This is a genomic window from Pseudomonas sp. GW821-FHT11D10, assembly GCF_058808435.1.
Genome location: NZ_JBXARR010000001.1, coordinates 407,677 through 428,966, shown reverse-complemented (window position 1 = coordinate 428,966; position 21,290 = coordinate 407,677). Strand labels below are relative to the sequence as shown.

22 protein-coding genes and 1 pseudogene are annotated in these 21,290 nt (G+C 60.9%); 14 read left to right on the top strand and 9 right to left on the bottom strand.

Annotated elements, in window-relative coordinates:
* Positions 1-75: 75 nt before the first annotated feature.
* Together AC1RT4_RS02110 and AC1RT4_RS02105 are read left to right on the top strand one after the other, a co-directional pair.
* Complete coding sequence (locus AC1RT4_RS02110; RefSeq protein ID WP_493083219.1) at positions 76-939, top strand: MBL fold metallo-hydrolase; 864 nt, start codon at positions 76-78, stop codon at positions 937-939.
* A gap of 127 nt (positions 940-1,066) precedes the next feature.
* Positions 1,067-1,912 (top strand): tyrosinase family protein, encoded by an 846-nt coding sequence (locus tag AC1RT4_RS02105; protein WP_493083217.1) that lies wholly within the window; start codon positions 1,067-1,069, stop codon positions 1,910-1,912.
* Between the two features lie 12 nt (positions 1,913-1,924).
* Here the strand turns inward: AC1RT4_RS02105 and bkdR are convergent, their stop codons facing one another.
* A complete protein-coding gene (gene bkdR / locus AC1RT4_RS02100; protein WP_007915088.1) occupies positions 1,925-2,413 on the bottom strand; it encodes a Bkd operon transcriptional regulator BkdR in 489 nt (162 codons plus the stop codon).
* A 185-nt stretch (positions 2,414-2,598) separates the two neighbouring features.
* Between bkdR and AC1RT4_RS02095 the strand changes: the two genes are divergently transcribed.
* The 5 genes from AC1RT4_RS02095 (at position 2,599) to AC1RT4_RS02075 (ending at position 8,738) form a co-directional block, all read left to right on the top strand.
* A complete protein-coding gene (locus AC1RT4_RS02095) occupies positions 2,599-3,834 on the top strand; it encodes a 3-methyl-2-oxobutanoate dehydrogenase (2-methylpropanoyl-transferring) subunit alpha (RefSeq protein WP_007952906.1) in 1,236 nt (411 codons plus the stop codon).
* A gap of 1 nt (position 3,835) precedes the next feature.
* The gene (locus tag AC1RT4_RS02090) at positions 3,836-4,894 is read left to right on the top strand and encodes an alpha-ketoacid dehydrogenase subunit beta (protein WP_007952909.1); all 1,059 of its coding nucleotides are present in this window, start codon (positions 3,836-3,838) and stop codon (positions 4,892-4,894) included.
* Positions 4,895-6,175 (top strand): dihydrolipoamide acetyltransferase family protein, encoded by a 1,281-nt coding sequence (locus AC1RT4_RS02085; RefSeq protein ID WP_493083213.1) that lies wholly within the window; start codon positions 4,895-4,897, stop codon positions 6,173-6,175. It abuts the gene before it with no gap.
* A 4-nt stretch (positions 6,176-6,179) separates the two neighbouring features.
* Positions 6,180-7,553, top strand: coding sequence for a dihydrolipoyl dehydrogenase (gene lpdA / locus AC1RT4_RS02080; RefSeq protein ID WP_493083211.1), 1,374 nt, complete (start codon positions 6,180-6,182; stop codon positions 7,551-7,553).
* A 165-nt stretch (positions 7,554-7,718) separates the two neighbouring features.
* Positions 7,719-8,738, top strand: a complete 1,020-nt coding sequence (locus AC1RT4_RS02075; protein ID WP_011334831.1) for a branched-chain amino acid aminotransferase — start codon at positions 7,719-7,721, stop codon at positions 8,736-8,738.
* Positions 8,739-8,790: 52 nt separating this feature from the next.
* Here AC1RT4_RS02075 and AC1RT4_RS02070 read toward each other — a convergent pair whose 3' ends face one another.
* A complete protein-coding gene (locus AC1RT4_RS02070) occupies positions 8,791-9,669 on the bottom strand; it encodes a LysR substrate-binding domain-containing protein (RefSeq protein ID WP_493083207.1) in 879 nt (292 codons plus the stop codon).
* 105 nt (positions 9,670-9,774) lie between these two features.
* Between AC1RT4_RS02070 and AC1RT4_RS02065 the strand changes: the two genes are divergently transcribed.
* Positions 9,775-10,383, top strand: a complete 609-nt coding sequence (locus AC1RT4_RS02065; RefSeq protein ID WP_493083205.1) for a LysE family translocator — start codon at positions 9,775-9,777, stop codon at positions 10,381-10,383.
* Positions 10,384-10,406: 23 nt separating this feature from the next.
* On the opposite strand, the pseudogene AC1RT4_RS02060 reads toward AC1RT4_RS02065, so the two are convergent.
* The 3 genes and pseudogenes from AC1RT4_RS02060 to AC1RT4_RS02050 all read right to left on the bottom strand — a co-directional run.
* Positions 10,407-11,225, bottom strand: a pseudogene (locus tag AC1RT4_RS02060) (TIGR03915 family putative DNA repair protein); the annotation flags it as partial.
* Positions 11,222-12,442 (bottom strand): putative DNA modification/repair radical SAM protein, encoded by a 1,221-nt coding sequence (locus AC1RT4_RS02055; RefSeq protein WP_085602681.1) that lies wholly within the window; start codon positions 12,440-12,442, stop codon positions 11,222-11,224. The pseudogene AC1RT4_RS02060 and the gene AC1RT4_RS02055, both read right to left, overlap by 4 nt.
* A gap of 79 nt (positions 12,443-12,521) precedes the next feature.
* On the bottom strand, positions 12,522-13,286 hold the full coding sequence (locus AC1RT4_RS02050; RefSeq protein ID WP_493083202.1) for an ArsR/SmtB family transcription factor: 765 nt from the start codon (positions 13,284-13,286) through the stop codon (positions 12,522-12,524).
* Positions 13,287-13,365: 79 nt separating this feature from the next.
* On the opposite strand from AC1RT4_RS02050, the gene AC1RT4_RS02045 reads away from it, so the two are divergent.
* Positions 13,366-14,466 (top strand): cytochrome P450, encoded by a 1,101-nt coding sequence (locus AC1RT4_RS02045; protein WP_493083200.1) that lies wholly within the window; start codon positions 13,366-13,368, stop codon positions 14,464-14,466.
* A gap of 19 nt (positions 14,467-14,485) precedes the next feature.
* Here the strand turns inward: AC1RT4_RS02045 and AC1RT4_RS02040 are convergent, their stop codons facing one another.
* Entirely contained in the window at positions 14,486-14,800 is a 315-nt protein-coding gene (locus AC1RT4_RS02040) for a helix-turn-helix domain-containing protein (protein WP_493083198.1), read from the bottom strand.
* Between the two features lie 511 nt (positions 14,801-15,311).
* Here AC1RT4_RS02040 and AC1RT4_RS02035 point away from each other — a divergent pair.
* Together AC1RT4_RS02035 and AC1RT4_RS02030 are read left to right on the top strand one after the other, a co-directional pair.
* The gene (locus AC1RT4_RS02035; protein ID WP_230731574.1) at positions 15,312-15,683 is read left to right on the top strand and encodes a DUF6124 family protein; all 372 of its coding nucleotides are present in this window, start codon (positions 15,312-15,314) and stop codon (positions 15,681-15,683) included.
* 9 nt (positions 15,684-15,692) lie between these two features.
* On the top strand, positions 15,693-15,974 hold the full coding sequence (locus AC1RT4_RS02030) for a hypothetical protein (protein ID WP_007952929.1): 282 nt from the start codon (positions 15,693-15,695) through the stop codon (positions 15,972-15,974).
* A gap of 86 nt (positions 15,975-16,060) precedes the next feature.
* On the opposite strand, the gene AC1RT4_RS02025 is transcribed toward AC1RT4_RS02030, so the two are convergent.
* Positions 16,061-16,399, bottom strand: coding sequence for an FKBP-type peptidyl-prolyl cis-trans isomerase (locus AC1RT4_RS02025; protein WP_007952931.1), 339 nt, complete (start codon positions 16,397-16,399; stop codon positions 16,061-16,063).
* A gap of 160 nt (positions 16,400-16,559) precedes the next feature.
* Here AC1RT4_RS02025 and AC1RT4_RS02020 point away from each other — a divergent pair, with 160 nt between their 5' ends.
* The gene (locus AC1RT4_RS02020) at positions 16,560-17,636 is read left to right on the top strand and encodes a diguanylate cyclase domain-containing protein (RefSeq protein ID WP_493083195.1); all 1,077 of its coding nucleotides are present in this window, start codon (positions 16,560-16,562) and stop codon (positions 17,634-17,636) included.
* A gap of 8 nt (positions 17,637-17,644) precedes the next feature.
* Here AC1RT4_RS02020 and AC1RT4_RS02015 read toward each other — a convergent pair whose 3' ends face one another.
* Entirely contained in the window at positions 17,645-17,944 is a 300-nt protein-coding gene (locus AC1RT4_RS02015; RefSeq protein WP_493083193.1) for an RcnB family protein, read from the bottom strand.
* Positions 17,945-18,192: 248 nt separating this feature from the next.
* Between AC1RT4_RS02015 and AC1RT4_RS02010 the strand changes: the two genes are divergently transcribed.
* Positions 18,193-19,485: an MFS transporter gene (locus tag AC1RT4_RS02010; RefSeq protein WP_262161183.1), complete on the top strand. Its 1,293-nt coding sequence runs from the start codon at positions 18,193-18,195 to the stop codon at positions 19,483-19,485.
* Positions 19,486-19,495: 10 nt separating this feature from the next.
* A complete protein-coding gene (locus AC1RT4_RS02005; protein WP_493083189.1) occupies positions 19,496-20,266 on the top strand; it encodes a substrate-binding domain-containing protein in 771 nt (256 codons plus the stop codon).
* Here AC1RT4_RS02005 and AC1RT4_RS02000 read toward each other — a convergent pair.
* Entirely contained in the window at positions 20,256-21,170 is a 915-nt protein-coding gene (locus AC1RT4_RS02000) for a LysR family transcriptional regulator (RefSeq protein ID WP_064597602.1), read from the bottom strand. The two genes, AC1RT4_RS02005 and AC1RT4_RS02000, sit on opposite strands and share 11 nt — an antisense overlap.
* Positions 21,171-21,290 lie beyond the last annotated feature (120 nt).

The window sequence follows — 21,290 nt, the reverse complement described above, 5'->3', positions numbered from 1 at the left end:
TTAAGCTGCGGACATTATGTGTTTACATAAAGTGTTGCAACCTGACTTTTCACCTTCCTGCACAGGACCGTGTCCATGCCCGCGCTGATTGAAGCTTTCCTCGACCCCGCCTCTTCGACCTACAGCTACGTGGTCTACGAGGCCGACGGCGGACAGTGCGCGATCGTCGACCCGGTGCTCGATTACGACGGCGCCGCCGGCCGCACCTGCACGGCTCAGGCCGACAAGATCATCGCCTTCGTGCGTGCCCACAACCTGCAAGTGCAATGGCTGTTGGAAACCCACGCCCACGCCGATCACTTGTCCGCTGCGCCATACCTGCGCCGGGAGCTGGGCGGGAAGATCGCGATTGGCGAATCGATCAGCAGAGTGCAAAACGTGTTCAAGGCGCTGTTCAACCTGGAGCCGGAATTTCGCGTCGACGGCTCGCAGTTCGATCACCTGTTCGCGCCGAACGAGTCGTTCCGGATCGGCAATCTCAAGGCCACCGCCCTGCACGTCCCCGGGCATACCCCGGCGGACATGGCTTACCTGATCGACGGCGAACAGATCCTGGTGGGCGACACGCTGTTCATGCCCGACGTCGGCACTGCCCGTTGCGACTTTCCCGGCGGCAACGCGCATCAGCTGTTCAATTCGATTCAGAAGCTGCTGGCCTTTCCCGCCAGCGTGAAGCTCTTCGTCTGCCACGACTATCCGCCGCAGGGTCGCGACTCGCAGTGCCAGACCACCGTGGGTGAACAGCGCAAAAGCAATATCCATGTGCATGACGGCGTCGACGAAACCGCGTTTGTGGAGATGCGCACCAAGCGCGATGCAGGACTGGGCATGCCGACGCTGTTGCTGCCGGCGATTCAGGTCAATGTGCGGGCAGGAAATTTGCCGCCGGCGGAAGGCAATGGCGTTGTCTACCTGAAGATTCCGATCAACGCCGTGTAAGAAAAAATCATTGAAGGAACCCGAAACAAGGGGATTCGTACCTGTCACGTCGGATCCCATGAACTGGGCGTAATCTCGGCCGACAGGCAGACTTCATGGGGTAATCAACCCATGGAGATTTGGCAATATGGATATTCGCCGTAACCACCGGGACCTGTCCCGGGAAGAAAAGGCCGCCTTCATCAAAGCGGTCCTGACGCTGAAAAACAACGTCAACAGCGTGCTGCGTCCCGGTCAGCAAAGCCGTTACGACGACTTTGTACAGATACATAAAAACTCAATGGGACGCGGCAATCCGCTCGTTCCCAACCCGCATCAAAGCCCCTTGTTCTATCCGTGGCACCGGATCCTGATCCGCCAGTTCGAACTGGCGCTGCAGTCCGCTGTCGACGACCCTCGCATCACGCTGCCTTATTGGAACTGGCAAATCGGCGGCGCCGACAACCCGTTCACATCGGACTTCATGGGCGGCAATGGCGACAACACCCAGAACCAGCTGGTAACAACCGGGCCCTTCTCCAGTACTCAGTCGGCATTCATTGTCTCCGTATGGGACGAGGGATTAGGTAACGCTGGCGTGCGCCGCAATCTCGGAGCTGCGGGTGCCCTGCCGTCAACCGAAACCGTCATTTCGGCGCTGAACAGAACGTCCTACTGGATGGAGCCGGGCGGTTGGGAAAACTTTTCCGAGCGCGAACTGCACAATCCCGTACATGCCTGGATCGGGGGCAGCATGATGGAGGCGTCCTCCCCCAACGACCCGATATTCTTCCTGCACCATTGTTATCTGGACCTGCTATGGGAGCGCTGGAAACACCAACATCCGAACGTTCCCTCTTTTTCGCAGGACGACCCGAGTAGCTCGACACTGGTCTTTCACCTGGAAAGCGAACTCGCTCCCTGGCCCCAGAGCTTTACCGTTCAGCAGGCACTTTCCACCGAAGAGCTGGGTTATCAGTATGAATATCTGTGAACGGCATCGGGCTCAGTTGCCTAGCGTCAAACCATTGGCAGGCAGCGGCAACGCCGTCTTGTAGCGAACCTGCTTGAGCGCAAAGCTCGACCGAATGTTGGCCACCCCCGGCACCTTGGTCAGGAAGTCCATCATGAACCGCTCAAGCGACTGAATGGTCGGCACCAGCACCCGGATCAGATAGTCCGGATCACCGGCCATCAGGTAGCACTCCATGACTTCCGGCCGGTCGGAAATGGCCTCTTCGAAATGCTGCAGCGCTTCCTCTACCTGCTTCTCGAGACTGACATGGATAAACACATTGACATGCAGCCCCAGCAGATCGGCATCCAGCAGGGTTACCTGCTCGCGGATCAGCCCCAGTTCTTCCATCGCCTTGACCCGATTGAAGCACGGCGTCGGCGACAGATTGACCGAACGGGCCAGGTCGGCGTTGGTGATGCGCGCGTTCTCCTGAAGGCTGTTGAGAATGCCGATGTCGGTACGGTCCAGTTTGCGCATGAGACAAAACCACCTGTTTTTTATGTTTATGCAGAATTTCTATCTGCAAATGATCTCCAGCGCAACGAAACAGAGAGAAATATTCTTCTTGCCCGGGCCTATGATTGTTGTAGGACAAGATTTCTTTTATCGAAGAATGACTGCCAGCTCACTACAAGAAATTCACAAGATCGAGCGTAGAAGCCATGACCCAAGCGTATGAACCGCTGCGTCTGCACGTCCCTGAACCCTCGGGCCGCCCAGGCTGCAAAACCGATTTCTCCTACCTGCATCTGACCGATGCCGGCACGGTGCGCAAACCTTCCATCGACGTAGAACCCGCCGACACTGCCGACCTGGCCCGTGGCCTGATCCGCGTGCTCGACGACCAGGGCAACGCCCTCGGCCCATGGGCCGAAAACGTGCCGGTCGAGATCCTGCGCAAAGGCATGCGCGCCATGCTCAAGACCCGGATCTATGACAACCGCATGGTGGTCGCCCAGCGTCAGAAAAAAATGTCGTTCTACATGCAGAGCCTTGGCGAAGAAGCCATCGGCAGCGCCCAGGCCCTGGCCTTGAACATCGACGACATGTGCTTCCCGACCTACCGCCAGCAAAGCATCCTGATGGCCCGCGATGTACCGCTGGTCGACCTGATCTGCCAGTTGCTGTCCAACGAGCGCGATCCGCTCAAAGGCCGTCAGCTGCCGATCATGTACTCGGTCAAAGACGCGGGCTTCTTCACCATTTCCGGCAACCTCGCCACTCAATTCATCCAGGGCGTGGGCTGGGGCATGGCCTCGGCGATCAAGGGCGACACCAAAATCGCCTCGGCCTGGATCGGTGACGGCGCCACCGCCGAATCGGACTTCCACACCGCCCTCACCTTCGCCCACGTTTACCGTGCGCCGGTGATCCTCAACGTGGTCAATAACCAGTGGGCAATCTCGACCTTCCAGGCCATCGCCGGTGGTGAAGCCACCACCTTCGCCGGACGCGGCGTCGGTTGCGGCATCGCCTCGCTGCGCGTTGACGGCAACGATTTCTACGCGGTCTACGCCGCCTCCGCCTGGGCCGCCGAACGCGCTCGCCGCAACCTCGGCCCGACCATGATCGAATGGGTCACCTACCGCGCCGGCCCGCACTCGACCTCCGACGATCCGTCCAAATACCGTCCTGCCGACGACTGGAGCCACTTCCCGCTGGGCGACCCGATTGCCCGCCTGAAACAGCACCTGATCAAGGTCGGCCACTGGTCGGAAGAAGAGCACGCCGCCGTCAGCGCCGAGCTCGAAGCCGAAGTGATCGCCGCGCAGAAACAGGCCGAACAGTACGGCACCCTCGCCGGCGGCCAGATTCCAAGCGCCGCGACCATGTTCGAAGACGTCTACAAAGAGATGCCGGAGCACTTGAAGCGCCAGCGTCAGCAGTTGGGGATCTGACATGAACGATCACAACAACAATATTCAGTTGGAAACCGCCATGACCACGACCACCATGACCATGATCCAGGCCCTGCGCTCGGCCATGGATGTGATGCTTGAGCGTGACGACAACGTTGTGGTGTTCGGCCAGGACGTCGGCTACTTCGGCGGCGTGTTCCGTTGCACCGAAGGCCTGCAGACCAAGTACGGCACCTCGCGGGTGTTCGACGCGCCGATCTCCGAGAGCGGCATCGTCGGTGTTGCCGTGGGCATGGGCGCTTATGGCTTGCGTCCGGTCGCTGAAATCCAGTTCGCCGACTACGTTTACCCCGCGTCCGACCAGATCATTTCCGAAGCCGCCCGTCTGCGTTATCGCTCGGCCGGCGAGTTCACCGCGCCGATGACCCTGCGCATGCCTTGCGGCGGCGGCATCTACGGCGGCCAGACCCACAGCCAGAGCATCGAGGCGATGTTCACTCAGGTCTGCGGCCTGCGCACCGTCATGCCGTCCAACCCGTATGACGCCAAAGGCCTGCTGATCGCCTCCATCGAAAACGATGATCCGGTGATCTTCCTCGAGCCGAAACGCCTGTACAACGGCCCGTTCGACGGCCACCACGACCGCCCGGTAACCCCGTGGTCGAAACACCCCGCCGCGCAAGTGCCGGACGGTTACTACACCGTGCCGCTGGACGTTGCCGCGATCACCCGTCCGGGCAAGGACGTGACCGTCCTGACCTACGGCACCACCGTGTACGTGTCGCAAGTCGCTGCTGAAGAATCCGGCGTTGACGCTGAGGTCATCGACCTGCGCAGCCTGTGGCCGCTGGACCTGGAAACCATCGTCAAATCCGTGAAGAAAACCGGCCGTTGCGTCGTGGTTCACGAAGCCACCCGCACCTGCGGTTTCGGCGCCGAACTGGTGTCGCTGGTGCAAGAGCATTGCTTCCACCACCTGGAAGCGCCGATCGAACGCGTCACCGGTTGGGACACCCCCTACCCGCACGCGCAGGAGTGGGCGTATTTCCCTGGGCCGTCCCGAGTGGGCGCGGCGCTGAAACGGGTCATGGAGGTCTGAATGGGCACGCACGTTATCAAGATGCCGGACATCGGCGAAGGCATCGCAGAAGTAGAACTGTCGCAGTGGCACGTCAAGGTTGGCGATCTGGTCGTTGAGGATCAGGTGCTGGCGGATGTGATGACCGACAAGGCGATGGTTGATATTCCGTCGCCGGTACACGGCAAAGTGATTGCACTCGGCGGTCAGCCGGGTGAAGTGATGGCGGTCGGCAGTATTCTGATCAGCATCGAGGTTGAAGGCGCAGGCAATCTGAAGGAGTCGGACAAACCGGCGCCTGTTGCGGCGAAAGAAACACCCGTCGCAGCCAAAGTTGAAGCTGTCGTTGAAAGCAAACCTGCTGCCGCCGCAACGCGTCCGGCGGCTGCCGTTTGCCAGGGCCCGATGGTTGCCCGCGAAGCCGATGAGCGTCCGCTCGCCTCGCCGGCCGTGCGCAAGCATGCGCTGGACCTGGGCATTCAATTGCGTCTGGTGCGCGGTTCCGGCCCGGCCGGTCGCGTGTTGCACGAAGACCTCGACGCCTATCTGGCGCAAGGTCAGTCGAACGCTTCGGCGCCGGTCACTGCCGCGTACGCTCAGCGTAACGATGAAGAACAGATTCAAGTGATCGGCATGCGCCGCAAGATTGCCCAGCGCATGCAGGACGCCACTCAGCGTGCCGCGCACTTCAGTTATGTCGAGGAAATCGACGTCACAGCGATTGAAGAACTGCGTGCCCACCTGAACGAAAAACACGGTGCGAGCCGTGGCAAGCTGACCTTGCTGCCGTTCCTGGTGCGTGCACTGGTCGTCGCCCTGCGCGACTTCCCGCAGATGAACGCCCGTTACGACGACGAAGCCCAGGTCATCACCCGCCTCGGCGCGGTGCATGTCGGCGTCGCTACGCAAAGCGATGTCGGCCTGATGGTGCCGGTGGTGCGTCACGCCGAGGCGCGCAGCCTGTGGGACAGCGCGGCGGAAATCTCCCGCCTGGCCACCGCCGCACGCAATGGCAAGGCCAGCCGCGAGGAGCTCTCCGGCTCGACCATCACCCTGACCAGCCTCGGCGCCCTCGGCGGCATCGTCAGTACCCCGGTGCTGAACCTGCCGGAAGTGGCGATCGTCGGAGTCAACAAAATCGTCGAACGCCCAATGGTCGTCAAAGGCCAGGTGGTGATCCGCAAGATGATGAACCTCTCCAGCTCCTTCGATCACCGCGTGGTCGACGGCATGGACGCGGCGCTCTTCATCCAGGCCATTCGTGGTCTGCTCGAACAACCCGCGACTCTGTTTGTGGAGTGACGCAATGCAAACTCTGAACACCACGCTGCTGATCATCGGCGGCGGCCCTGGCGGTTACGTGACAGCCATTCGCGCCGGGCAACTGGGTATTTCGACCATTCTGGTCGAGGGCGAATCGCTGGGCGGTACCTGCCTGAACATCGGCTGCATTCCGTCGAAAGCGCTGATCCACGTGGCCGAACAGTTTCACCAGACTCAACATCACAACCAGCATTCGGCACTGGGCATCAGCGTTTCGGCGCCGACCCTCGACATCACCAAGAGCGTCGAGTGGAAGGACGGCATCGTCGATCGCCTGACCACTGGCGTCGCCGCGTTGCTGAAGAAAAACAAGGTTCAAGTCATCAACGGCTGGGCCAAGGTCATCGACGGCAAGACCGTGGACGTCGGCGATACCCGCATCCAATGCGAGCATCTGGTGCTGGCCACCGGTTCGAAAAGCGTCAATCTGCCGATCCTGCCGATTGGCGGGCCGATCATTTCGTCGACCGAAGCACTGGCACCGAAGTCGGTTCCGAAACGCCTGATCGTGGTCGGCGGCGGTTACATCGGTCTGGAGCTGGGCATTGCCTATCGCAAGCTCGGCGCCGAGGTCAGTGTGGTCGAGGCGCAGGATCGCATCCTGCCGGCTTACGACGCGGAACTGACCCAACCGGTGCACGATGCGCTGAAGCAACTGGGCGTGAAGCTGTACCTCAAGCACAGCGTGCTGGGTTTCGACGGTACGTTGCAGGTGCGCGATCCAAACGGCGACACCCTGAATCTGGAAACCGATCAGGTGCTGGTGGCCGTCGGTCGCAAACCCGATACCCAGGGCTGGAACCTTGAAGCGCTGAACCTGGACATGAACGGCTCGGCGATCAAGATCGACAGCCGCTGCCAGACCAGCATGCGCAACGTCTATGCCATCGGCGACCTGAGCGGCGAACCGATGCTGGCCCACCGCGCCATGGCTCAGGGCGAGATGGTTGCCGAGCTGATCAGCGGCAAGACCCGCGAATTCAACCCGACCGCCATCGCTGCCGTGTGCTTCACCGACCCGGAACTGGTGGTCGTCGGCAAGACGCCGGACGAGGCCAAGGCGGCGGGACTGGACTGCATCGTGTCGAACTTCCCGTTCGCGGCCAATGGCCGGGCGATGACGCTGGAGTCAAAAACCGGCTTCGTGCGGGTGGTCGCTCGTCGGGACAATCATGTGATTGTCGGCTGGCAGGCGGTGGGTGTCGGGGTGTCTGAGCTGTCGACTGCGTTCGCGCAAAGCCTGGAAATGGGTGCGCGACTGGAAGACATCGGCGGCACCATCCATGCGCATCCGACCCTGGGTGAAGCGGTGCAGGAAGCGGCGTTGCGTGCGCTTGGGCACGCGTTGCACCTGTAAAAACCCGACGCGGGGGAGTTTTTTCATAAGCAGGCTAATAAATCTGCTGCTCCCCCCATCGCCCGGGCTGCGAAACCGCTCAAGAATGAAGTATTGTTGTGCCCATCCAAAAAAACGTCAGAAGCCTTGAACCGCTTCGGCGGTTGTTCAGTGATAGAGGGTGTCATGGGTAACGAAAGCATCAACTGGGACAAGCTGGGTTTTGACTACATCAAGACCGACAAACGCTATCTGTCGTACTTTCGCAATGGCGAGTGGGACAAAGGCACCCTGACCGAAGACAACGTGCTGCACATCAGCGAAGGCTCCACTGCCCTTCACTATGGCCAGCAATGCTTCGAAGGCCTGAAGGCCTATCGTTGCAAGGACGGCTCGATCAACCTGTTCCGTCCGGACCAGAACGCCGCGCGCATGCAGCGCAGCTGCGCCCGCCTGCTGATGCCGCATGTGTCCACCGAGCAGTTCATCGAAGCGTGCAAGGAAGTGGTTCGCGCCAACGAGCGCTTCATCCCGCCTTACGGCACCGGCGGCGCGCTGTACCTGCGTCCGTTTGTGATCGGCGTGGGTGACAACATCGGCGTGCGTACCGCACCGGAGTTCATCTTCTCGGTGTTCGCGATCCCGGTCGGCGCCTACTTCAAGGGCGGCCTGACCCCGCACAATTTCCAGATCTCCACCTTCGACCGCGCCGCGCCACAAGGCACCGGTGCCGCCAAGGTCGGTGGCAACTACGCCGCCAGCCTGATGCCGGGCTCCCAGGCCAAGAAAGCGCATTTCGCTGACGCCATCTACCTGGATCCGCTGACCCACAAGAAGATCGAGGAAGTCGGCTCGGCCAACTTCTTCGGGATCACCCACGACAACAAATTCGTGACCCCGAACTCGCCGTCGGTACTGCCGGGCATCACCCGTCTGTCCCTGATCGAACTGGCCAAGTCCCGTCTGGGCCTGGAAGTGGTTGAAGGCGACGTATTCATCGACAAGCTGTCGGACTTCAAAGAGGCCGGTGCTTGCGGTACTGCGGCGGTGATCACCCCGATCGGCGGCATCAGCTACAACGATCACCTGCACGTGTTCCATAGCGAAACCGAAGTCGGCCCTGTGACCCAGAAGCTCTACAAAGAGCTGACCGGTGTGCAGACCGGCGACGTCGAAGCGCCAGCAGGCTGGATCGTCAAGGTTTGATCTGACGGCCAGATGCACAAAAGCCCCCATCGAGTGATCGATGGGGGCTTTTTCATGGGATCTGTTTTTGCAGCCACGCCACAAACACCTGAGCCGCTGCAGAGGCCTGCGGTGCAACGCCGTAGTAATAACGTGGCAACGGCATCCGCAGGTCGGGCAACGGGCAGACCAGCCGACCGCTCGACAGATGCGTGCCTAGTAAAGTCGTCGGGCACAGCGCAATGCCCTCACCCGCCACGGCGGCCTCCAGCACTCGATGCATGTAGTCGAACTGGCGAATCTCCTGACTCGCGCTCTGCTGCTGGCCAAAACGCAGCGCCCAGTGGTGCCAGTCCTCACGCCGGGCCCTGACAGTCAGCAACGTGTGCTGCCCCAGATCGGCAAGATCCGCCAACGGGATTCGCTCGATCAGCTCGGGCGCCGCCACCATCAGCAATTCATCCTCAAACAACGGGTGCGACTCGATAGTCGGCGCCCAGTCGTCACGTCCACGGCGGATGACGATGTCGAAGCTGTCCTGCGCAGGATCCGGGGATCGGGTCTGGGTGATCACCTGCGGTTCGATGTCCGGATGCTCTGCCATGAAGGCATCCAGCCGGGGCGTCAGCCACAATTGGGCAAAAGACGGGCGGGTGTTGATATTCACTGTCGGCCGTGCCGCCTGCTGTCGCAACTCGGCAGCCGCGTCGGCGATCTGCGCCAGACCGGCGCTGACCTGCTGATAAAAACGCTGGCCGGCAGGCGTCAGCAACGATTGCCGGATGCGCCGTTCGAACAGCAACACACCCAAGTGTTCTTCCAGCAATTTGATGTGCCGGCTGACGGCGCTGTGGCTTACATGCAGCTCTTCAGCCGCCAGCGTGAAGCTCTGATGACGGGCAGCGACCGCAAAGGCACGAACCGCATTGAGCGGCGGAAGTGATTTGTTCATGGGTCTAATTTAGTCACGTATGCGCTGCATTTAAAGCGTTTGTCACACGTTCGTCGCCACGCCAATCTGCCCGCACGCCTATCCCGCGCCCCGACGGAGAAAGACATGCACAGCTACGGACTATTTGTACTCTTCGCCACCCTGACCATTTTGAGCCCCGGCCCGGGTGTGGTGCTGACCCTGTCCAACGCCGTGCGCCTGGGCTGGGCGGGCGCAGTGCCGGGGATTTTGGGAATTGCCTCGGGGGCCTTCGTAGTTGCTGCGCTGAGTGCCACCAGTGTCGGTCTGATCCTCAGTGCCTCGGCAACGGCTTTTACCGTGCTGAAATATGCTGGCGCCGCTTACTTGTTGTACCTGGGCTTCAAGAGCTGGCGTTCGGATCGTTTCCATACCCTGCAAGACGTCCGCCCTTCTCGCCCGGGCTACCGCTTTCTGGAAGCCGCGTCCCTGCAGTTCCTCAATCCCAAAGCCATCTTCTTCTTTCTGGCGGTGTTCCCGCAGTTCATCGACACCGCACAGGCTTTCCATCCGCAGTTCTTCAAACTGGTGACCACCTATGCAGCGCTGGTGATTCTGCTGCACGGCAGTTATGCGCTGCTCGCCAATGCCGCCAAAGGCTGGTTGTCGAGCCCGAAAGGTTCCTGGCTGGCGGCGAAAGTCTCGGGCGTGACCTTCGCCGGTTTTGGACTGTTGATGGCTTCGGCGACGCGCTGAACGGACGGCGGATGCTCCACCTGTTTCAACGCAATACGCTTGCCGCCACGCCCGGCAATCCCGCTCGCCTGTCCGTTCTGCTGTTTGCCCATGCGTGCCTGGGTAATCAATCCGGGGATCAACTCCCCCTCCGGCAGGTTCTTCCAGAACCGCGTAGGCAAGTGCCCCTGCATGACTTTCTCGTTCAACCGCGCCGGGTTGAAGATGTGGCTGTAGTACGTCAGCCATAAATCACCGTGGGGATCATCGACGTTCTGCGCCAGTTGCCGCCATTCCACCGGGCACTGGCGTTGATGGATCAATTGCTCGCCATCGTAATAAACCCCGTCGCGGGGTGTGGCGATCAGCCAACGATGCCGGCCCATGCGCCCGATGAAGTGTTCACTGGCGCTGTGCAGAATGTCGTGGGCCGGTTCGTGCCACGCGACGTATTGCGGACCCGGCAGCTCCGCCGGGCGCTCGATGAAGCGTACGAACGCATGCAGATGATGGGCTTCACGCTGCACCTGCTTGATCCGCCGCTGCAACTCGCTGCCCAGTTTGTCACCGGCCATCATTGCCGTGCGATCGCCATGGCTGACTCGCCACAGCACTTCATACAGCAGGCTCCAGCGTTGATCGCCCCGGTAACGAGATGCTTGTTCCAGGGTGTCGAGCAACGCACGCGGGATGCGCGCCTGAAATGGCCCCTGCCCTTCGGGCACCGCTACGTCACTGGCAAACAGATCACTCACCCCTTCCGACGCCCAGCTCACCAGACTCGGGTCGATTTCATGGCTGAGCAGCCAGCGCGCCTGCTGGCGCCAGATGTCGAACAGATCGTCGCAATCGAGATTGATCATCCCCACAGCCCCATCTGCTGCGGCATCGGCCGGTCGCGCAACTGCTGATAGAGCATCTGGCTGGTGACCTCGGCCTGCTGTGGGTGGTAATCGCTGGTGATGATGAACGGCTTGGCCTTGGCCAGCACACAACGCATGCGCGCCACGTCTTCGTAGCGAATGCGCCGCTGCCGGCGCAGCTCCACCAGACGTTCGGTGGTGCGCAGGCCGATGCCGGGTATACGTGAGATCAGCGCCGGCTCGGCGCGATTGAGGTCCAGCGGAAACACCTCGCGGTTCTGCAGCGCCCAAGCCAGTTTCGGGTCGATGTCCAGCGCCAGGTTGCCCGGCCCCGTGAGCAACTCACCGGCGGTATAGCCATAACCGCGCAACAGAAAATCCGCCTGATACAAGCGGTGTTCGCGCATCAGCGGCGGTGCGGCCAGTGGCACACTTTTAGGACTGTCGGGAATCGGACTGAACGCCGAGTAATAGACCCGGCGCAGTCGGAAGTTGCCGTAGAGCGCCTGCGCGCTGTGCAGGATGGTGCTGTCGTCGGTGTCATCAGCACCCACAATCATCTGCGTGCTCTGCCCGGCAGGGGCGAACTTTGGTGCGCGGGGTTCGTTGAGCACGGTCTGCACGCCCGTATAGATGGTGTTCATCGCCTGCTTGATCGAGCCGATGTGCTTCTCCGGCGCGAGGGTTTGCAGGCTGGCATCGGTGGGCAATTCGATGTTGACGCTCAAGCGGTCCGCGTAACGCCCGGCCTCTTCGATCAACGCAGGATCCGCATCGGGAATGGTCTTGAGATGAATGTAGCCACGAAACTCATGCTCTTCGCGCAGCAACTTCGCGACGCGCACCAGTTGCTCCATGGTGTAGTCCGCCGAACGAATGATTCCTGAGCTGAGAAACAGCCCGCTGACGCAATTGCGTCGGTAGAAATCCAGGGTCAGCGTCACCACTTCCTCAGGCGTGAAACGCGCACGCGGCACGTCGCTGGAGCGGCGGTTGACGCAGTACTGGCAGTCGTAGAGGCAGAAATTGGTCAGCAGAACCTTGAGCAGCGACACACAGCGCCCGTCCGGCGTGTAGCTGTGGCAGATGCCCATGCCATCGGTCGAACCCAGCCCGCTCTTGCCCTCGGAACTGCGCTTGGGCGCACCACTACTGGCGCAGGAGGCGTCGTACTTGGCGGCGTCGGCGAGGATGCTGAGCTTGTCGATAATTTGCATGGCACGGACTCGATACTGTTCGCATATACAGTATCGAGTCCGCCCACGGGCCACAAGCCGTAAAACGACCCTTCGTCAGTCAGGCTTGTTGCGCTCGATTGCCAGCCGCCACGGTGGAGGATTTACGCACCGGGACCGGTCGCGTCGACTCGGGCCACTTCACCCCGAATCGCGCCTCCATTTCCTTGCGCCCCAACGCCGTCAACGTCAGCGCCCGGCTGTCCAGATCCTGCGTCACCCATTTGCGCTTCAACGCAGCCTGCATTAACGCGGCCCCGAGCGAACCGCCCAGATGCGGCCGGCGCATGCTCCAGTCCAGACACGGGCAGGCAAAGCGGCGGCGCATCGTCGACAGATCCTTGACCTCAATGCCCAGCCCCTCAAAAAACGCCTCGCCGCTGTCACTGAGGCGATAAACCTGCTCGTCGGTTTCCACCAGCCAACCGCCCTCCAGCAAGCGGTCATGCAACAACACCGCGAGCGTCCCGGCCATGTGGTCATAACAGGTGCGGGCGAATTGCAGGCGATCCGGCGTGTGCGGCTTGAAGGTCGGCGCGGGGCTCTGGCCGATCACCATCAGCGCTTCGAGCGCCTGGGCCACGCGTTTGTCGGCGAGGCTGTAATAACGGTGGCGGCCCTGCACATGCAGGCGCACCAGCGCCAGGTCCTTGAGCTTGGCCAGGTGCGCGCTGGCGGTCGAGGCGCTGACCTCGGCGAGGGTCGCCAGCTCCGTGGCGGTGCGGGCGTGGCCGTCCATCAGCGAGCACAGCATTTTGGTTCGCGCCGGTTCCGCGATGGCGGCGGCCACTTGCGAGACGCCGATGTCTTGATGTTCTGCGTGCATATTTCGCTCCCGGACGAATCATCGCCCTCAAGGACTGGAGATAGTAGCAACACTTTCCCCACCGACAAGGTTGCGATCCATGGACCCGATCATCGCTGCGACTCACGCCGATCCCTACCCCTACTACGCCGAACTGCGCGCGGAAGGTGGGCTGACTTTTCATCACGGACTGAAACTGTGGGTCGCCAGCAGCGCCCGGGCGGTCTGCGCGGTGCTGGCGCATCCGGATTGCCGGGTGCGCCCGGTGCAGGAACCGGTGCCCAAGGCCATCGTCGATGGCATGGCGGGCAAGGTATTTGGGCTTTTGATGCGTATGAATGACGGCGGAGCTCAGCGCTGCCCGCGTTCGGCCATGGAGCCACCGTTGGGGTTGATTGATCGGGAAGAAGTCAACGCGCTGGTGTCCGCGCGGCTGATAACGAACGACGCCGACGGCCTCTATAAAGCCATGTTTCGCGGCCCGGTGTGCGTGGTTGCATCGCTCCTCGGTTTCACCCCGGCGCAGGCACGGGTCATCAGTGAACTGACGGCGGATTTCACGGCGTGCCTGTCGCCGCTGAGCAATGACCTGCAACTGGCGGCAGCGCATCGGGCGGCGGAGCAATTGCGCGGATACTTCATTGAATTGCTGGCGGATCCGAATCCGTTTCTCGCCGACATCCAACAGCGTTTTGTCGGCGATGAGGACGTGCTGCTCGCCAACCTGATCGGCCTCTGTTCGCAGACATTCGAGGCCACCGCCGGGCTTATCGGTAATGCGCTGGTGGCGTTGCAGCGTCAGCCTGAATTACGCGCGGCGTCAGTGGATTCATTGCTGGCTGAAGTCCAACGCTTCGATCCATCGGTACAGAACACCCGTCGATTTGTGGCGAACAGCTGTGAAATCGACGGCGTGCGGCTGGAAGCCGGCGACGTGATTCTGGTGCTGCTGGCCTCGGCCAATCGCGACACGGCACTGAATGAAAACCCGGATCGTTTTATGGTGGATCGCCCGAATCGCCGCAGTTTCACGTTCGGCAGCGGTCGGCATCAATGTCCCGGACAGATGCTGGCAATGACGATCGCCAGCGCCACGCTCACCGAAATTCTCACCCGCGACATTGATCCGGGAAGATTCACGTGGCACTACCGGCCTTCGCTGAATGGGAGAATTCCGATGTTCAGCGAGGTGCAGATTTAAGCACCGCTGCAATCAATGATCAGGTGGCCCATTCCAGGGACCCAGGCAACTGGAAACAGAGGTCTACTTCCAGCTTTGCAGCGGCCGACAGATTGACCAGCGCATCCAGCGAGAACTTGTCGATTTTGCCGTTGAGTACGTCGTTGAGACGCGGCTGAGTAATGCCAAGACGCTTGGCCGCGTCTTTCTGGGGAAGCTCCCACGCACGAATCGTTTCGCAAAGCGTGCGCATCAGCTTGGCCCGCAGACGCATGTTGGCCGCTTCCTGCGGCGTGTCTTCCAGCGCATCCCAGATGCTTGAGAAACGCTGGGGTGGGTTTTGATGATCCTTCATGGTTGCACCTGTTCCTGGCATTTGAACGTGCCACGCAGGCTATATCGAAACCGATATAAATCAAGCTCGAAGTGGCTTATTAAATATTCGGTATCACAAAGAGGATGTTCACAAGCAAGCACGCTTCACAGGCCGACGGCGACCTTTTACGTGAGCCATAAAGCCTGACAAATGAAGCATCATTTTGCCGTCATCCGAGAGGCTACATCGCCTTGCGCCTTTGCCTACAACTACGCCAGAATCCGCCGGCTTGTGCAGTTTGGAGCCTGCCCGTAACTTGATTCGCATCACTGAATGGTCAGTGAACGGGTTTAGTCGCTCGGTGTTCTCCAACTTCGCATGCAGTCATTCAGTCAGGTGCTTTTACGCCTGCGCTCAATGGTAGCTGTGCGCAGGGCGCCTTCGGGTGCGCCGGTAAAGCTTGGAGTCCCGGTCGACTAACCTGCGCATAGCTGCCACCCAATCGTTTAGTCGCGAAATGGGAGTCAGCATTACTGGAGACTCTGAGCAAATGATCAAGCCAACGCCTAATCCACCGGAAACAGACTTACCGTCCGAATCCGACCCAACCTCTCCCTACTCCACAACCGACTCAAAAAAACTCCACGAAGCCGCCGAGCGCGCCCTCGACCATTACCTGAAACCCACCGCCCCGAAACAACACTGCCCCGGCCGCATGTTTCTCGTCGCCCCCGACCTGGATCAGCATGCCCTGCTGGCCCACGCCTGCGAATCGATGACGTCGGCCAGCGTGATGCTCAGCGACTTCGCCGCGCTGCTGGACCCGCCCTACCGCAGTACCGTGCTGGGCATCGCCCAAGTGGTGATGTGTGGCGAACTTGCGGTGAACCGGGCGCTGGACACTCTCGATGCCACGACCTGAGGAACACCCATGGAAAGCAAATCCGATGCACACATCGTCGCCGCCCTGATCTCCATCGGCCTCAACGAGAAAGACAGCCAATGGGCCCAAAAAGCCTGTCTGCTACTGCTCGAGAGCGAACGGAAATCCATCGTCAGCGCCGCACTCACCGCCCTCACCCAACTCGCCCGTGACCATGGCGAACTGGACCGCAATCGCCTGCTGCCGGCACTCACCAGCGTAAAGCGCCGATTTCCGAGCCTGACCGGCACGGTTGCCGCGACGCTGGATGAGATGGCGATGGCTGCGTAATAACCTGCGCACAAGGCAAGAAAAAACCCGCTGTCTCAGTGAAGGGAGGCAGCGGGTTTTTATGACTTCAGCGATGAAACGGGCAATCAATCCTCCCGCGTCAAAACCTCAAGCAACTCAATCTCAAACACCAGATTCGAATTCGGCGGAATCTTGCCCATCGTCCGCTCGCCGTAACCCAGATGCGCCGGCACCAGCAGCTTGCGCTTGCCGCCCACCTGCATGCCCATGATCCCTTGATCCCAACCCTTGATGACCCGACCGGTGCCGATCACACACTGAAACGGCTTGCCCCGGCTCCAGGACGAATCGAATTCGGTGCCGTCTTCCAGCCAACCGGTGTATTGGGTGGTGATCAACGCGCCTTTGACGGCGGCTTTTCCGTCACCGGGCTGAAGATCGATTATCTGCAGTTCATCATTCATAACATTCGCTCTATTGTTCCGCTGGCCGCCGTTTTCCCAGAAATGCCGGCCATTGGCAACCGTTTGACCCAAGGTTGCCGCTGTTTCCGGCGTTGGCCGTGAATTAAGATAGCGACACGCCATCACTCCCGGATCGATACGCCATGACAGCGACGCTTGAATGACTCAACACTGGATCAGCTTCGCCATTGTCGTTGTGCTGATGGTCGTGATCGCCGTTCTGATCCGCCGAGTGCGCGAGCTTCGTCAGCAACTCGCCGAGTATCGCGATCTGCTCACCCGCGCCGCCGAGGGCCAGAACATCCGTCAGGATGGTGACGCCGACCGTTTCAAGCGCAGCCAGTATTTCGCCCGGATCGGCACATGGGACTGGGAGGTCGACACTGATCGGCTCTACTGGTCGGACGCGATCTTCGGCATGTTCGGGTTCAAGATCGGCGAAGTGACGCCCTCCTACGCCCTGTTCTGCTCGTGCGTACACCCCGACGACCGCGCCCGAGTGCGCGCCGGGGAATTGCGATGTCTTGAGACCGGTGAAAACCACGATGAGGAATACCGCGTAGTCTGGCCCGATGGCACGATTCGTTGGCTGCGAGAAACCGGTAATGTGGTGCGTAACGATCACGACGCGGTGATCAAGATGATGGGCGTGGTACGCGACATCACCGAAGAAAAGGCCTCTGCCAGCTACCTCCAGCACCTCGCTCACTTCGACCCGCTGACCGGCCTGCCCAATCGGCTGGTGCTGGAAGAACGGCTATCGGAAGCACTGGAACATGCACGCGTGACCGAGACGCGGGTGGCACTGGTGTTCATCGATCTCAACGGTTTCAAAGCGATCAACGACCGCTACGGTCACGCCGCCGGCGACCGCGTTCTGATCACCACCGCTACGCGCCTGAAACGCATCCTGCGGGTCAGCGACACGGTCGCGCGGATCGGCGGCGACGAATTCGTGGTCATCCTGCAAGGCCTCGCCCCCGGCCTGAACCTGCAGGACGAAGCCCGCAGCATCTGCCAGAAAATCTTCATCGAACTGTCCCCGCCGATCCCCATCGGCAACGAACAACGCCACATCGGCACCAGCCTCGGCGTCGCTGTCTTCCCCGACCACGCACCGACCATGGATCGCTTGCTGCACATTGCGGATCTGGCGATGTATGAGGCCAAACGCAGCGGGAATAATCAGTATCGATTGGGTGGCGGGCAGACGCTCAGTCATGGCCGGGCTGATTGAGCCCGACGCTATTTCTCTACCGGCTGAATCGCCACAATCGTCCCGTTGGTAATCATCACCATCACGTACTTGTCATTGATCTGTACCCACTGCGCCTGCGGCTCCGGCTGCTTGAGGCCTTTCTGTTTCCAGTTGGTCAGGGCTTTTTCGCTGCGCTGATAAATGTCCGGGGCGCGGTCGTTGATTTGCAGTTCGCGGCCGTCGACGGGGGAATGTTCGACGGTAGAGGTCGAGGTTTGCGCCGCTTGAACGAGAGGGCTGATGCCGGCGACGAGGGCCAGGCTGGCGATTAGGGTCTTGTTGTTCATCGGTGAACCTCCTTCAAATGTGTGATACCTGAACTCCGACTGCGGGGTTCTGGAATCATTCCTTGTTTTTTGATGATGGCGGATCCGAAAGTGTAGCCGCCCACCGGACACATTGATCCGTCTTGCGCATCAATCCATGCCAACTATGCAATTAACAGATCGATCCCCCTGCGCCACTATCCGCCCCAATAAAAACCGTGCGCCGCCTCCCCGTCGCGCACGTCATAAAAGCGGTGGAGTATTTTTCGATGACAGCCTCAATCCCACACGGCGGCTCGCGGGCCGGCGCCATTTTCCGGGTGACCTCGGGTAACTTCCTCGAACAGTTCGACTTCTTTCTGTTCGGTTTCTACGCCACGCAGATCGCGGCGGTGTTCTTTCCCGCGAGCAGTGAGTTCGCGTCCCTGATGATGACTTTTGCGGTGTTCGGCGCAGGCTTTTTGATGCGTCCGCTGGGGGCTATCGTGCTCGGCGCGTACATCGATGACGTCGGCCGGCGCAAAGGTTTGATCGTCACCCTGTCGATCATGGCCAGCGGCACGATCTTGATTGTGCTGGTGCCCGGATACGAAACCATCGGCCTGTTCGCCCCGGCGTTGGTGTTGATCGGGCGGTTGCTGCAAGGCTTCTCCGCCGGTGCGGAGCTGGGCGGGGTTTCGGTGTATCTCTCGGAGATCGCCACGCCCGGTCGCAAAGGCTTTTTCACGGCTTGGCAGTCGGCCAGTCAGCAGGTGGCCATCGTCGTCGCCGCCGCGCTGGGCTATGCGTTGAACCAGTGGATGGCGCCGGACGTGGTTGCGGATTGGGGCTGGCGGATTCCGTTTTTCGTCGGCTGCATGATCGTGCCGTTCATCTTTATCCTGCGTCGTAACCTGGCGGAAACCGAAGAGTTCGCCGCCCGCAAACATCGCCCGAGCATGAAGGAAGTGTTCCGCACCCTCGGGCAGAACTGGGTCGTGGTGCTGGGCGGGATGTTGATGGTTGCCCTGACCACCACTGCGTTCTATTTGATCACCGTTTACGCGCCAACCTTCGGCAAAACCGTGCTGCACCTGAGCACGTCGGATGCGTTGCTGGTGACGTTGCTGGTGGGTGTTTCCAACTTTTTCTGGCTGCCGATTGGTGGCGCGTTGTCCGATCGCATCGGCCGGCGTCCGGTGTTGATCGCCATGTCGCTGCTGGCCCTGGCCACCACGTATCCGGCGCTGTCGTACCTGGTGCAGGCGCCGAGCTTCAGCCACATGTTGCTGTCGCTGCTGTGGCTGTCGTTCATCTATGGCTTGTACAACGGCGCGATGATTCCGGCGCTTACCGAGATCATGCCGGTGGAAGTGCGGGTGGCCGGTTTCTCCCTCGCCTATAGCCTGGCGACGGCGGTGTTCGGCGGTTTCACCCCGGCGATGTCGACTTTCCTGATCCAGTACACCGGCGACAAGGCTGCGCCGGGTTACTGGATGAGCGTCGGCGCGCTGTGTGCGTTGTGCGCGACGCTGTATCTGTATCGCCGCGCGGGCGGTCGTCTGCAACCTGTCGCTGCCTGAGGAGAGCACCATGAAGAAATTGATGAGCCTTACCGCCCTGCTCGCCGGCCTTGCGTTCAACGTTGCGGCCCAGGCCGAAGAACTGCGGGTGATGACCTCCGGTGGCTTCACTGCCGCCTACAAAATCCTCGGCCCGAAATTCGCCGCGAACAGCGGCAACACCCTCGACACCATCCTCGGTCCGTCGATGGGCAAGGCCCCGGAAGCGATCCCCAATCGCCTCGCCCGTGGTGAACAGGCTGACGTGGTGATCATGGTCGGCTACGCCCTCGATGACCTGATCAAACAAGGCAAGGTCGACCCGGCTTCGCGGGTGGAACTGGCGGATTCGCGGATCGGTCTGGTGGTGCGTGAAGGCGCGCCTAAACCGGACATCAGCAACGTCGACGCCCTGAAGAAAACCCTGCTCGACGCCCAGTCGGTGGCCTACTCCGACAGCGCCAGCGGCGTGTACATCGAGCAGCAGTTGTTCAAGAAGCTGGGCATCGAAGATCAGCTGAAACCCAAGGCGAAGATGATCCCGAAAATCCCGGTGGGCTCGGTGGTCGCCACTGGCGACTATCAACTGGGCTTCCAGCAGGTCAGCGAATTGCTGCCAGTGCCGGGGGTGAGTTTTGTGGCGAAGATTCCGGAGTCGGTGCAGTCGGTGACGCGGTTTGCTGCGGGGATTCCGGTGGGTGCGCAGCATCCGCAGGAAGCCAAGGCGTTGCTCGCTTATCTGGCCGCACCTGCCGCCCAGCCTGACGTGCAGGCCACCGGGCTGGATTCGGTCAAGCGCTGACCGTCGGCGGCTGGACTTTCATTTCCACCACCAGCCGCTCCAGTTCCAGTGCCGCCGGGGTCAGCGTGCGACCCCGGCGTTTAATGATGCCGACGCTGCGCATCACTTGCGGTTCGGTCAGCGGCACCCGCGTCAGGATCGGATGATCCGCCGCCGGCATCGCCATCAACGGCACCGCCGCCACACCCAACCCCGCTTCCACCAGACCGATCATGGTCGTCACATGCCGCGTCTCGCAGATGCTCGGGCGCTGCGGCACCACTTTGGCCAGCGCCTGATCCAGCAGAAAACGGTTGCCGGAAGTCTTGTCGAGCGAGATGTAATCCTGCCGGTAGAACTCGTCCCAGGTCACGCTGCTGCGCCCGGCCAGCGGATGATCGCGACGGCAAGCGACTACATAGCTCTCCTGCACCAGCGGCTCGAAATCCACGCCCGCCTCCTGGGTGCCCATGAAACTCAGGCCGAAATCCGCCTCGCCGTTGACCACCGCGCTCAGCACGTCGTGGGCGCTGGAATCGAGGACTTTGACTTTGATTCGCGGAAACTGCCGGTGATAGCGGGCGACCACGCTCGGCATGAAGTAATACGCCGCCGACGGCACGCAAGCGACCGTGACGTGTCCCTGCCGGTTCGAGGCGACTTCGCTGATGCCCAGCAACGCCACGTCCAGATCGTCCAGCAAACGTTCGACGCTGGGCATGAAACCGCGTCCGGCCTGGGTCAGGCTGACCTTGCGCGTGGTGCGTTCGAACAGCTTCACGCCGAGGGCGTCTTCGAGCTTTTCGATGCGCCGGCTCAGGGCCGGTTGCGACAGACGCACGGTGTCGGCGGCCTTGCGGAAACTGCCCTGCTCGACCACGGCACGAAAGGCTTGCAGGTCGTTGAGGTCGAAGTTGATGGCCATGGAGGACTCGGGAGGAATTGATTCGCTGAGGTTATAAATGTAACCAATTGATGCAAATTATTACAGAAGCACATCTGCTCAAGCAGGCTCTGCGCTGGATCTGCAATCATTTCAGCCTTT